A 12484-nucleotide genomic window follows, 5' to 3' on the forward strand; every position below is an offset into this window, starting at 1 on the left:
ACTCCCCCGAAAGGACCGCTGCGGCGTCAGGGGGTGTCGTGTTCGCCAATGTTCGTCTGATGGGGGCGCTCGGTGCGCTGCTCACAGCGGCCATCGGGGGCACGGTGGGCGTGTTGTCCGGTTCCCCTTCTCTACCGGGTGGCGGCGATCGCCCGGTCGAGCTGCGGTCGACCGCCCAGCCGATGGAAACCACGATGAAGAGCCCGATCGTGGCGACCACCGATCCGCGCCCGTTCGACGCGTGCGAGGACATCCCGTTCGACGTCGTCCAGCGCCTCGGGCTGGGATTCACGCCGCCCGAGCACGAGGACGGGCTGCGCTGCCACTTCGACGCCGGCAACTATCAGGTGGCCGTCGAGCCGATCATCTGGCGCACCTACGAGGCCTCGCTGCCCGCCGACGCCGTCGAGACGACGATCGCGGGCCACCGCGCCGCGCAGTACTGGGTGCTCAAGCCGACCTATCACAACAGCTACTGGTTCTACTCCTGCATGGTCGTGTTCAAGACCAGTTACGGGGTGCTGCAGCAGGCGCTGTACTACTCGACCGTCTACTCCGACCCCGAGGTCGATTGCATGCAGACCAACCTGCAGCGCGCCAACGACCTCGCTCCGTATTACAAGTTCTAGGGTGAGCATCACCTCGATCCGTCCCGCGCAGCCGACCCTGCACACCCTGAATCACTTGGGCGGCAAGGCCCTTGGCCGGTTGCTGGGTCTGCCGCCGGCGACCACCGACTACACCGTGGAGCGCGTGCGCGTGCCGATGCGCGACGGGGTCGCCTTGGTGGCCGACCATTACACGCCCGCCACCCCCGTCGGCACCCTGCTGATCCGCAGTCCCTACGGACGCGGATTCCCGTTCACCCTGATATTCGGCGCGCTGTACGCGGCGCGCGGCTACCACGTGGTGCTGCAGAGCGTGCGCGGAACGTTCGGGTCCGGCGGGGTTTTCGAGCCGATGGCCGACGAGATCGCCGACGGCGCCGACACCGTCGCATGGCTGCGTGAGCAGCCCTGGTTCACCGGCCGCTTCGCCACCATCGGCATGTCGTACCTGGGATTCACGCAGTGGGCCCTGTTGCAGGATCCCCCGCCGGAACTGTCCACCGCGGTGATCGCGGTGGGACCGCACGACTTCAACGAATCGACTTGGGGCACAGGGTCGTTCGCGGTCAACGACTTCCTGGGCTGGAGCGACATGGTGGCGCACCAGGAGGACGCGGTGCGCGCCCGCGCCGCGCTGCGCCAGTTGCAGACCCGCCGCAAGGTGCCGCGGGCCGCGGCCGCGACGCCACTGGGCGACGCCGCCCGGGCCCTGCTCGGCACGGGCGCACCTTGGTTCGAATCGTGGGCCGAACACAGCGATCCCTGCGATCCCTTCTGGAATGCGTTGCGCTGCAACGAGGCGCTGGACCGGGTGCAGGTGCCCGTGCTGCTCATCGGCGGCTGGCAGGACCTCTTCATCAGGCAGACGCTGCGGCAGTACGCGCATCTGCACGGCCGGGGAGTCGATGTCGCGCTCACCGTCGGCCCGTGGACGCACACCCAGCTGCTCACCACCGGGCTCGCCACCTGCGCCCGGGAGACGCTGGATTGGCTGGGCACCCACCTGGGCGGGGCCCCCGCCCGCCGGCCCGCCCCGGTCCGGGTCTACGTCACCGGCGTGGGTCGGGGCCAAGGGTGGCGCAGCCTGCCCGCGTGGCCGCCCGTCACCACCGAGCGCGCGCTGTACCTGCGGCCCGGTGGCTACCTGGGTGAGACCGCCCCGACGCTGAAAGGGCTGTCCCCGGCCACGTTTCGCTACGACCCGGCCGATCCGACACCCACCATCGGCGGCCCGATGCTGTCCGCCAACGGCGGTTACCGCGACGACGGCCGGCTCGCGTCGCGCGCCGACGTGCTGGCGTTCACCAGCGCCACCCTCACCCAGGACCTGTACGCCTACGGAACCCCGGTCGTCGAGCTCGCACACGGCGCCGACAATCCGCACGTCGACCTGTTCGTGCGGGTGAGTGAGGTCGATCCGAAGGGCCGGTCGCGCAACGTGAGCGAGGCCTACCGCCGGTTGGCCACCGCGGCGAAGACGAAGTCGGAGAAGGTCGTTCGCCTCGACCTCGACGGCATCGCCCACCGGTTCCGCGCCGGGTCACGCATCCGGGTTCTGATCGCCGGCAGTTGGTCCCCGCGCTACGCGCACAACCTCGGCGGCGACGAACCGGTGCTGACCGCCCGGCGCGCCACGCCGGTCACCCACAGCGTGCGCTACGGACGCTCCCGGCTGGTGTTGCCCGTCGGCCCGGCGGAGTTGTCAGCCGACGGCGTCGCGGACGCGGGCGGCGACGGCGTCTAGCGCGGGATCGTCGTGCACCGGCGCCGCCAACGGTGCGTGCACCGGCAGCTCCACCCAGCTCTTGCAGCCGGCGTATTCGGGCGTCCGGGCGATGCGCGCCGGGTCGGCCAACGGGATCACCGACACCACCAGCACGGCCAGCTTGTGCTTGGGGCGAAAATCGAGCCGGTCGGCACGCACCGACTCGGGCGTCCAGATGTGCAGGTCCTCGATGGCCGCCAGGCCGTCGGGCCGCTCAACAGCCACCGCCGCAACGACTTTCGCGGCGGCGCGGATCACCAGCTCGTCGTCGGTGCTGTCGGCGGCGGCGGGTTCGAGCAGGTCTCGATGTTCGGTGCGCACCCGCTCGGCGTGGCTGTGCGCGACCGTCGGGAACAACAGGAATTCGCGGGCGGCAAGGTCGAACCGCTTCTCCCCGATGCCCCCCTTGCGCAGCAGCACCCGTTGGCGGCCGTCGAGCAGGGCGTGGACCGCGGCGCTCCACTCTTTGAGCGCGGGCATCGTGGCGGTCACCGTCATGTCGCACCCGCCAACCGGGCCACCACCTCGGGCCGGCGCAACGGCGGCACCGTCTTGGGCGGCTGACGCCGCGGGGCCAGCCGCCCGAGCAGCCGGGTCGTCGTCTCGGTGACCTCGGCGACCGCCTGCTCGAACGCCTCGGCGTTGACGGCCGACGGGTGGGTGATGCCGCTGACCTTGCGCACGTACTGGCGAGCCGCCGCGGCGATTTCCTCCGCGGTGGCCGCCGGCTGAAGACCCCGCAGTTCAGTGATGTTCCGGCACATGGTCCCCACGATAAGCGCTGCCCCGCCGTACCGCCTCCGGTCGCAACGGACGGCTGACTACGGTTGCATTCATGACCGACGAGATCCTGCTGATCCACACCGAGGAACGGGTCCGCACCCTGACCCTGAACCGACCCCAATCGCGCAACGCGCTGTCCTCGGCGTTGCGGGACCGCTTCTTCGGCGCGCTGGCCGACGCCGAAACCGACGACGACGTCGACGTCGTCATCGTCACCGGCACCGACCCGGTGTTCTGCGCGGGACTCGATCTCAAGGAGCTCGGCGGCTCGTCGGCGCTGCCGGACATCTCGCCGCGGTGGCCGGCGATGACCAAGCCGGTGATCGGCGCCATCAACGGCGCCGCGGTGACCGGCGGGCTGGAGCTGGCGCTGTACTGCGACATCCTGATCGCCTCGGAGAACGCCCGCTTCGCCGACACGCACGCCCGGGTGGGCCTGCTGCCCACATGGGGGCTGAGCGTGCGGTTACCGCAGAAGGTGGGCATCGGCCTGGCCCGGCGGATGAGCATGACCGGCGACTACCTGTCCGCCGCCGACGCGCTGCGCGCCGGCCTGGTGACCGAGGTGGTGCCCCACGAGCGGCTGCTGGGTGCCGCGCGCCAGGTCGCCGCGTCGATCGTGGGGAACAACCAGGACGCGGTGCGGGCGCTGCTGGCGTCCTATCACCGCATCGACGACGCGCAGACCGGCGCGGGGCTCTGGCAGGAGGCGATGGCGGCCCGGCAATTCCGGACCAGCGGCGACGACATCGCCGCCAACCGCGAGGCCGTGCTGCAACGCGGGCGGGCCCAGGTTCGCTGATCGGGCGGTCCGGTCGGGCCGATTTCCGGCCACCCAATACGATCAGGTGATGCGCGCGGTTGTGGGAATCAGCAGGGCGCTCGCCTGCCTGGCGCTGGCGGCATCGGCGATCGCGGCCGGTGGCCCCCTCGCGGCCGCGCAGCCGCCGCCCAAGTTCCCCAACCTCGACGGCTACACCGCCGTCCCGGCCGAGGGCTACCTCAGCACCGGCGCCTCGCCGCGGATCGCCTTTTCCGCCCCGTACGCGCTGGTCTGTGACTTTTACGGCGGGCCGGCGCCCGCGCCGCAACCCTCGCAGGACATCAAGTGCAAGGGCGACATGTCGGGCATGGACGACGTCCCCATCCCCGGGGGCCACCCGCGGCCGGGCGATTGCGTCGTGGGTTCCGTCGACTTCAAGGGCCCCGGCTACCAATTGAGCCGCATGTCCTACAGCGGATGCGACGGCAACCCGCCCGCGCTGCCCACGGGCGCCAAGCTGTTGGCCGCGGGCCAGAAGTTGACCTACCTCAACGTCACCTGCGCGGTGGGAGCCGACAACCTGGTCGCCTGCCTGGACACCACCAGCGGCGACCACGGATTCGTCGTGCAGCGCTCGGGCAGCTGGGCGTTCTAGCGGCCCGTGGTGGCCGCCCAACGGCCCGAGATCGCCCGGGCGCCAACGAAGACCAGCCGCAGCAGCACGAACGTGGTCAGCCCCGTCCAGATGCCCGCCAGACCCCAGCCGAACACCAGCGACAGCCAGATCAACGGCAAGAAGCCGACCAGCGCGCTGATCACGGTGGCGGTGCGCATGAACGCGGCGTCCCCCGCACCCAGCAGCACGCCATCCAGGGCGAAAACAATTCCGGCAAAGGGTAATTGGGCCACCAGGAACCACCACGGCACCCCGATCGCGGCCAGCACCGAACGGTCGTCGGTGAACAGGCGGGGCAGCGCGGAAAACCCGACCGCGCAGAGGGCCGCCAGCAGGGCGGCGGCCGCCGCCGAGAACAGCGTCACCCGTCGCGCCACCGATTTCGCGTGTGCGGCGTCACCGGCGCCCAGCGCGGCGCCCACGAGGGCCTGCGCCGCTATCGCCAACGAATCCAGCACCAGCGCAAGGAATTCCCACAGCTGCAGCACGACCTGATGCGCGGCCAACGCCGAGGCGCCGAATCGGGCGGCGACCGCGCCCGCCGAGACGAAGCAGGCCTGAAAAGCCAGCGTCCGCACCACCAGGTCCCGGCCCATCACGAGTTGGGCCCGCAGCACGGCGCGGTCCAGCCGCAGCGGTGCCCGCTCGGCCAGCAGCGCGCGCCCGAACAGCACCGCGGCCAGCCACTGGCCCGCCAGGTTGGCCACCGCCGATCCGGCCAGCCCCAACCGCGGCAACCCCAGCCAGCCGTAGACCAACAGCGGGCACAGCAGCGCCGAAAGCCCAAAGCCGGCAACCACATAACGCAGCGGGCGGACGGTGTCCTGCACGCCGCGCATCCACCCGTTTCCCGCCAGAGACACCAATATGGCCGGGGCGCCGAAGATCGCGATGCGCAGCCACGGCAGCGCCGCCGCGGCGATCGCCTCCCCGCCCACTTTGCCGCCGGCGATCACCGACACCAGCGGCACCGCCGCAGTCTGCACCGCGATCACGACGAGTGCGCCCAGCCCCAGCGCCAACCACGTCGCCTGCACGCCCTCGGTCACCGCCGACGAGCGGTTGCCGGCGCCGAAGTGGCGGGCCGAGCGTGCCGTCGTGCCGTAGGAAAGGAAGGTGAGGTCGGAACCCACCAGGCTGAGCAGTAGCCCGCCGATGGCCAGCCCGGCCAGGCTCAGGGCGCCGAGCCGGCCGACGACCGCGGTATCGAAGAGCAGGTAGAGCGGTTCGGCCGCCAGCACGCCCAGCGCGGGTAGCGCCAGGCCGGCGATCCGACGGCCCCCGGCGTCGGGTCGATCCGGCTCGGTCACCCGAGCGCGGTGCGCAGCGCCGCGACGGCGTCCTCGATCGGGCCGGTGGTCGAGTAGCCGGCCGCCAGCCGGTGCCCGCCGCCGCCGAATGCGGACGCGACCGTCGCCAGGTCCACTTCGGCCTTGGCCCGCATCGATACCGACCACTGCCCCGGCGCGACCTCCTTGAAGACCGCGGCCACCTCGGCCTGCTGCGTGGTCCGCACGATGTCGACGATGCTTTCGACTTCCTCCGGGCGGGAGCCGCTCCAATCCTGGTGGCCGACAACGGCATACACCAGCCCCCGGCCGCCGGCCGCGCCCGGCACCAACTGGGCCGACGCCAGCACGCGCGACAGCAGCGGCAGCCATCCGAACGGATGGGTGTCCATCAGGGTCCGGCTGATTGCGGCGTTGTCCACGCCGGCGTCGACCAGCCGGGCGGCCAGACGAAGGGCGCGCGCGCTGGCCCAGCGGAACGATCCGGTATCGGTCGTCAGGCCGGCGTAGATGCAGTGCGCGACGTCGGAATCGATGGGCTTGCCCCACGCGTCGAGGATGTCGGCGATCATCATCGTGGTCGAATCCGCCGACACGTCAACGAAATTGGCGGTGCCGAACATGTCGTTGGAGGCGTGGTGGTCGATCACCAGCACCTCGGCGCCCGACACGGCCAGCTCGCTCAACGCGCCCAGGCGCTTGACGCTCGGAACGTCAACGGTGACAACCAGATCGACGTCGCGGCGCATCGCGTCCGGGCTGACCAGCAGGTGACGGCCCGGCAGCGACGCCAGCGATTCCGGCAGGCCGGCGGGCTCGGCGAAACTGACCTCGACCCGCTTGCCGCACTTGTCGAGCACCAAACCAAGCGCCAGACCGGCGCCGATGGTGTCGGCGTCGGGATGCACGTGGGCGATCACCGCGACGGTGGCGGCGTCCGACAGTAGGTCGACGGCGGCCGGCGCGTCGACGCGTGCACCCACACCGGCCAGTTCAGTATTCGCGTTGGTCGTCGTCACCGATGCTCCCGTCGAGGCCGGGCTCGGCGCCCGATCCGCTATCCCGGTATGGATCGGCCTCCCCAGCCGGCTTGGCGCCCGAACGAACCCGCGCCAGATCAGCGTCCGCGGCGCGGGCCCGCGCCAGCAACTCGTCCATCCGCTGCACGTTGTCCGACGTGGTGTCGCGGGTGAACGTGAGGGTGGGCGTGAAGCGCACGCCGGTGCCCGCCCCGACCATGGTGCGCAGCGCGCCCTTGGCCCGCTCCAGCGCGGCCGCGGCCGCGCCGTAGTCCGGCTCGTCGTCCAGCGTGCGCCCCATGACCGTGTAGAACACGGTCGCGTCGTGCAGGTCGGCGGTCACCTTCGCGTCCACGATGGTGACCCCGTCAAGCCCGGGGTCCTTGATCTCGAACTCGATCGCCGAGGCGACGATCGTGTTGATCCGCTTGGCGAGGCGGCGGGCCCGGGCGGGGTCAGCCATGCCGGGTCACGACCGTTCCTTTTGGACCAGCTCGTAGGACTCGATGATGTCGCCTTCCTTGATGTCGGAATAGCCCAGCGTCATACCGCATTCGAAGCCCTCGCGGACCTCGGTCACATCATCCTTTTCGCGTCGCAGCGAGTTGATCGTGAGGTTCTCGGTGACCACGACGTTGTCGCGCAGCAACCGGGCCTTGGCGTTGCGCCGCACCACGCCGGAGCTGATCATGCAGCCGGCGATGATGCCGACCTTGGAGGACCGGAAGATCGCCCGGATCTCGGCGCGACCCAGCTGGTTCTCCTCGTAGATCGGCTTGAGCATGCCGCGCAGGGCCTTCTCGATCTCGTCGATCGCCTGGTAGATCACCGAGTAGTAGCGGATCTCCACGCCCTCGCGGTTGGCCAGCTCGGTGGCCTTGCCCTCGGCCCGCACGTTGAAGCCGATGATCACCGCGTCCGACGCCGACGCCAGGTTGACGTTGGTTTCGGTGATGCCACCGACGCCGCGGTCGATGACGCGCAGCGCCACCTCGTCGTCGATCTGGATGCCCATCAGGGCCTCTTCGAGCGCCTCGACCGTACCGGCGTTGTCGCCCTTGAGGATCAGGTTCAGCTGGCTGGTTTCCTTCAGCGCCGAGTCCAGGTCCTCCAGGCTGATCCGCTTGCGCGAGCGGGCCGCCAGCGCGTTGCGCTTGCGGGCGCTGCGCTTGTCGGCGATCTGGCGGGCGATGCGGTCCTCGTCGACGACCAGCAGGTTGTCACCGGCGCCGGGCACCGACGTGAACCCGATGACCTGCACGGGCCGCGACGGCAACGCCTCTTCGACGTCGTCGCCGTGCTCGTCGACCATGCGGCGCACGCGCCCGTAGGCGTCGCCGGCGACCACCGAGTCGCCGACGCGCAGCGTGCCGCGCTGCACCAGCACGGTCGCGACCGGCCCGCGGCCGCGGTCCAGGTGCGCCTCGATCGCGACACCCTGGGCCTCCATGTCGGGGTTGGCCCGCAGGTCCAGGGCGGCGTCGGCGGTCAGCAGGACCGCCTCGAGCAGCGCGTCGATGTTGGTGCCCTGCTTGGCGGAGATGTCGACGAACATCGTCTCGCCACCGAAATCCTCTGCCACCAAACCGTATTCGGTGAGCTGGCCGCGGATCTTGGCCGGGTCGGCGCCCTCCACGTCGATCTTGTTGACCGCGACCACGATGGGCACGTCGGCGGCCTGCGCGTGGTTGATGGCCTCCACCGTCTGGGGCATGACACCGTCGTCGGCGGCCACCACCAGGATCGCGATGTCGGTGGCCTTCGCGCCGCGGGCACGCATGGCGGTGAACGCCTCGTGACCCGGGGTGTCGATGAAGGTGATCGGCCGCTCGTCGCCGTCGTGCTCGACGGACACCTGGTAGGCGCCGATGTGCTGGGTGATGCCGCCCGCCTCGGCCTCGCGCACGTTGGCCTTACGGATGGTGTCCAGCAGCCGGGTCTTACCGTGGTCGACGTGACCCATCACGGTCACCACCGGCGGGCGGGTCTGCAGGTCTTCCTCGGTGCCTTCGTCCTCGCCGTAGGTCAGATCGAAGGACTCGAGCAGCTCGCGGTCCTCGTCCTCCGGGCTGACGACCTGGACGACGTAGTTCATCTCGCTGCCCAGCAGCTCGAGCGTCTCGTCGCCCACCGATTGGGTGGCCGTCACCATCTCACCGAGGTTGAACAGCGCCTGCACCAGCGAGGCCGGGTTGGCGTTGATCTTGTCGGCGAAGTCGGAGAGCGACGCGCCGCGGGCCAGCCGGATCGTCTCGCCGTTGCCATGCGGCAACCGCACACCGCCGACGACCGGGGCCTGCATGTTCTCGTACTCGGCGCGCTTCGCCCGCTTCGACTTGCGGCCACGCCGGGGCGCGCCGCCGGGACGGCCGAACGCGCCGGCCGCACCGCCGCGCTGGCCGGGACGGCCGCCGCCGCCACCGGGCCGGCCGCGGAAACCGCCGCCGCCTCCGGGCGGGGCGCCGACTCCGCCGCCACCGCCGCGGTAGTTGCCGCCTCCCCCGTCACGACCGCCGGGACCACCGGGCCGGCCGCCGCCGGGCCGCGGGGCGCCGGGGCGCGGCGGGCGGCCCTGTCCGGCGGCGCCGGCGGGCCGGGGTGGCATGTTGCCCGGGGAGGCGCCGGGCCGCGGCGCGCCCGGGCGGGGCGCTCCGGGACGCGGCGCCGCCGGGCGCGGGATGGGCCGGTCGACGGGTTGCGCCGACGAGAACGGGTTGTTGCCGACGCGCGGGGCGCGGGGCTTGGGGATGGGGCCGGGGCGCGGGCCCGGCGTCATGCCGGGGTGCGGCGCCTGGCCGGGAGCGGGCGGCTTCGGCTGCCCTGGCGACGGCGCCGACGGGCGCGCGGGGGCCGGCCCCGGTCGCGCCGGGGCGTCGCTCGGCGCGGCGCCGGAGGCCTGGGCGGCGGCAGCGGGCGCCGCGCCACCGGGCTGGGCCGGCGACGCGGTCGCTTCGCCGTTGCCGGCGGGCTTGTTGATCGCGTTGTCGAGGGCCGCGTCGAGCGACTTGTCGGGGGCCTTGGCGGACGCCTTGGCGTCGCCTTTCGCGGCCTTCGCGGGGGCCTTCTCGGCCGCGGGCTTGCCGCCCCCGAAGGACTCGCGCAGCCGGCGAGCGACCGGTGCTTCTACCGTCGACGATGCGGATTTGACGAATTCGCCCTGATCATTCAGTCGGGCGAGGACTTCCTTGCTGGTGACACCGAGTTCCTTAGCCAACTCGTGTACGCGGGCCTTACCTGCCACTACATCTCCTGTCTATGAGGCGACAGTCGTGGGGCCGCGCCTCGGGTTTAGCTATGACACATTGTCATCGGGACTTCACGGTGTGCTCATGTTCTTTGCTACCTGTTCTGTTGCCGGGCGATCGGGCGCACTCAGCGACTCTATGTGCTCGACCACCGCGGAGGTGTCCGGTGAACCGGTGATGCGCAGCGCCTTGGTGAAAGCCCGCCGCCGGATCGCCTGTTGTGCGCAGTGCGGCACGGGATGCAGCCACGCACCCCGCCCCGGCAGGCGACTGCCTGTGTCAACGATCACGGCGAATTCGCCGTTCCCGGTCGGCACAGCCACCACGCGAAGCAGTTCGACGGCCAACTCTCGCTTTCGGCACCCGATACACGTCCGCACGGGTCCACCCATGTGTCGGTGCGCCCTTCTGGGTTTCGGAGGCCGAAGGCTCACGCTGGATCAGAAATAGTCTAGCGTCACCGGATCGATGGTCAGCACCGCCCGAGGATGTGCGGGTACGCCCTAGCGGTCGTGGGCCATTCCGTGGGTGGCGCCGTGTTCGGGCTCGTTCTCCGGATGCCCGCCGGGCGAGTCCCCGCGGATGTCGATGCGCCAGCCGGTGAGCCGGGCGGCCAGCCGCGCGTTCTGGCCCTCCTTGCCGATGGCCAGTGACAACTGGAAGTCGGGGACGACCACCCGGGCGGCGCGGGCGGACGGGTCGATGATCGACACCGAGACCACCTTGGCGGGTGACAGCGCGTTGGCGACGAAGCGGGCCGGGTCCTCGTCGTAGTCGATGATGTCGATCTTCTCGCCGGAGAGCTCGCTCATCACGTTGCGGACCCGCTGACCCATCGGGCCGATGCAGGCGCCCTTGGCGTTCAGGCCGGGCAGGTTCGACTTCACCGCGATCTTGGAGCGATGGCCGGCCTCGCGCGCCACGGCCACGATTTCGACCGACTCGTCGGCGATCTCGGGCACCTCCAGGGAGAACAGCTTGCGAACCAGGTTGGGGTGGGTGCGCGACAGCGTGATCAGCGGCTCGCGGGCCCCGCGGGTCACCCCGATCACGTAACACCGCACGCGGTTGCCGTGTTCGTAGCTTTCGCCGGGGACCTGCTCGGCCGCCGGGATCACGCCCTCGGACGCCTTCGTCTCGGTGCCCATCCGCACCACCACCAGGCCGCGCGCGTTGGCCCGGCTGTCACGCTGGATCACGCCAGCGACGATCTCGCCCTCACGCGTGGAGAACTCACCGTAGGTGCGCTCGTTCTCGGCATCGCGAAATCGCTGCAGCATCACCTGGCGTGCGGTGGTGGCGGCGATGCGCCCGAAGCCCTCGGGGGTGTCGTCCCATTCGCTGATGACGTTGTCGTCTTCGTCGGTCTCCCGGGCGATCACCCGGACGACGCCGGTCTTGCGGTCGATCTCGATCCGCGCGTCGTTCTGATGGCCCTCGGTGTGCCGGTAGGCGGTGAGCAGCGCGGACTTGATGGTCTCGAGCAGCTCGTTGACCGAGATGCCCCGATCCACCTCGATCGCATGCAGTGCGGCCATGTCGATATTCATCTGCGCCGCTCCTTCTCATCGCTACGCTCTGCATCGTCGCCGGCGCGGTTCATCAGCACCGCTCCTTCTCATCGCTACGCTCTGCATCGTCGCCGGCGCGGTTCATCAGCACCGCTCCTTCTCATCGCTACGCTCTGCATCGTCGCCGGCGCGGTTCATCAGCACCGCTCCTCCCCAGCCCCACGCTTCGCCAGTGCCAGTTCGGCGTCGGCAGGGGGCGAAAACTCCACCTGGACAACAGCTTTGACGACATCACCGAGCGAGATTTCGCGGATCGCCCAGTCTCGGCCGGTGCGAACCACCAGCGCGACGGCGTCCTCGTTCGTCTCGCCGATGCGGCCGGTCAGCGTCGATCCGTCGGAGAGGGTGACGTCGACCTTGCGGCCGCGGGCGCGGCGGAAGTGCTTCGCGCTGGTCAGGGGGCGGTCAACGCCGCGCGAGGAGACCTCGAGCACGTAGTGGTCGCCGATGGTGTCCAGATCGTCGAGCAGCGCCGACGCCGAGCGTGACAGCGTGGCGGCCGTGTCCAGGTCGAGGCCGTCGTCGCCGTCGGCGATCACCGTGATGCGTGGGGGCCGGGTGCGTGCGTCGATGACCACGTCTTCGATCTCGTATCCCGCGCGCGCAAACTCTGCATCGAGTAGCTCGATCACCTGCGTCTGCGACGGTAGCCCGGTGGTCACGGCGAGCTCCTCATCTTGAGTTGTCCGGTCATCTGGCGGATGTCGCCGCCGCGATGGCTTCGCGTCCGGCTTCCGGTGTCCCGGCGGAGAACGTGCTGGCTGT

General features: G+C 70.7%; 13 protein-coding genes. 4 read left to right on the forward strand and 9 right to left on the reverse strand.

The genetic code is table 11. The features are described from left to right. Positions 1-38: 38 nt before the first annotated feature. A complete protein-coding gene (locus OCU_RS42055; RefSeq protein WP_014380652.1) occupies positions 39-629 on the forward strand; it encodes a DUF3558 domain-containing protein in 591 nt (196 codons plus the stop codon). Position 630: 1 nt separating this feature from the next. Then, positions 631-2352, forward strand: a complete 1722-nt coding sequence (locus tag OCU_RS42060; protein ID WP_014380653.1) for a CocE/NonD family hydrolase — start codon at positions 631-633, stop codon at positions 2350-2352. Here OCU_RS42060 and OCU_RS42065 read toward each other — a convergent pair. Both OCU_RS42065 and OCU_RS42070 read right to left on the reverse strand, forming a co-directional pair. After that, positions 2311-2871: a DUF1802 family protein gene (locus OCU_RS42065; RefSeq protein ID WP_014380654.1), complete on the reverse strand. Its 561-nt coding sequence runs from the start codon at positions 2869-2871 to the stop codon at positions 2311-2313. The genes OCU_RS42060 and OCU_RS42065 overlap by 42 nt on opposite strands. Continuing rightward, positions 2868-3137 carry a DUF2277 domain-containing protein gene (locus tag OCU_RS42070; RefSeq protein ID WP_008258698.1) on the reverse strand — a complete coding sequence of 90 codons (270 nt, stop codon included), beginning with the start codon at positions 3135-3137 and terminating at the stop codon, positions 2868-2870. The genes OCU_RS42065 and OCU_RS42070 overlap by 4 nt, the downstream gene beginning before the upstream one ends. A 71-nt stretch (positions 3138-3208) precedes the next feature. Here OCU_RS42070 and OCU_RS42075 point away from each other — a divergent pair, with 71 nt between their 5' ends. Further along, positions 3209-3958 carry an enoyl-CoA hydratase gene (locus tag OCU_RS42075; protein ID WP_014380655.1) on the forward strand — a complete coding sequence of 250 codons (750 nt, stop codon included), beginning with the start codon at positions 3209-3211 and terminating at the stop codon, positions 3956-3958. 49 nt (positions 3959-4007) lie between these two features. Next, complete coding sequence (locus tag OCU_RS42080; RefSeq protein ID WP_036390080.1) at positions 4008-4574, forward strand: hypothetical protein; 567 nt, start codon at positions 4008-4010, stop codon at positions 4572-4574. Here the strand turns inward: OCU_RS42080 and OCU_RS42085 are convergent. The 7 genes from OCU_RS42085 to rimP all read right to left on the reverse strand — a co-directional run bounded on the left by OCU_RS42085 (position 4571) and on the right by rimP (position 12381). After that, entirely contained in the window at positions 4571-5905 is a 1335-nt protein-coding gene (locus OCU_RS42085; RefSeq protein ID WP_014380657.1) for an MATE family efflux transporter, read from the reverse strand. The genes OCU_RS42080 and OCU_RS42085 overlap by 4 nt on opposite strands. Further along, positions 5902-6903 (reverse strand): DHH family phosphoesterase, encoded by a 1002-nt coding sequence (locus OCU_RS42090; protein ID WP_179960084.1) that lies wholly within the window; start codon positions 6901-6903, stop codon positions 5902-5904. Before OCU_RS42090 ends, OCU_RS42085 begins: the two co-directional genes overlap by 4 nt. Then, positions 6878-7366, reverse strand: a complete 489-nt coding sequence (rbfA, locus tag OCU_RS42095) for a 30S ribosome-binding factor RbfA (RefSeq protein ID WP_008258717.1) — start codon at positions 7364-7366, stop codon at positions 6878-6880. Before rbfA ends, OCU_RS42090 begins: the two co-directional genes overlap by 26 nt. 6 nt (positions 7367-7372) lie before the next feature. Then, positions 7373-10144 (reverse strand): translation initiation factor IF-2, encoded by a 2772-nt coding sequence (gene infB / locus OCU_RS42100; protein ID WP_041787088.1) that lies wholly within the window; start codon positions 10142-10144, stop codon positions 7373-7375. Between the two features lie 75 nt (positions 10145-10219). Next, positions 10220-10495, reverse strand: a complete 276-nt coding sequence (locus tag OCU_RS42105; protein WP_009955965.1) for a YlxR family protein — start codon at positions 10493-10495, stop codon at positions 10220-10222. Positions 10496-10651: 156 nt separating this feature from the next. After that, positions 10652-11698, reverse strand: a complete 1047-nt coding sequence (gene nusA / locus OCU_RS42110; protein WP_009955964.1) for a transcription termination factor NusA — start codon at positions 11696-11698, stop codon at positions 10652-10654. A 158-nt stretch (positions 11699-11856) separates the two neighbouring features. Then, positions 11857-12381, reverse strand: a complete 525-nt coding sequence (gene rimP, locus OCU_RS42115) for a ribosome maturation factor RimP (protein ID WP_014380660.1) — start codon at positions 12379-12381, stop codon at positions 11857-11859. Between the last annotated feature and the right edge of the window lie 103 nt (positions 12382-12484).

The organism is Mycobacterium intracellulare ATCC 13950 (genome assembly GCF_000277125.1).
GTDB classification, from domain to species: domain Bacteria; phylum Actinomycetota; class Actinomycetes; order Mycobacteriales; family Mycobacteriaceae; genus Mycobacterium; species Mycobacterium intracellulare.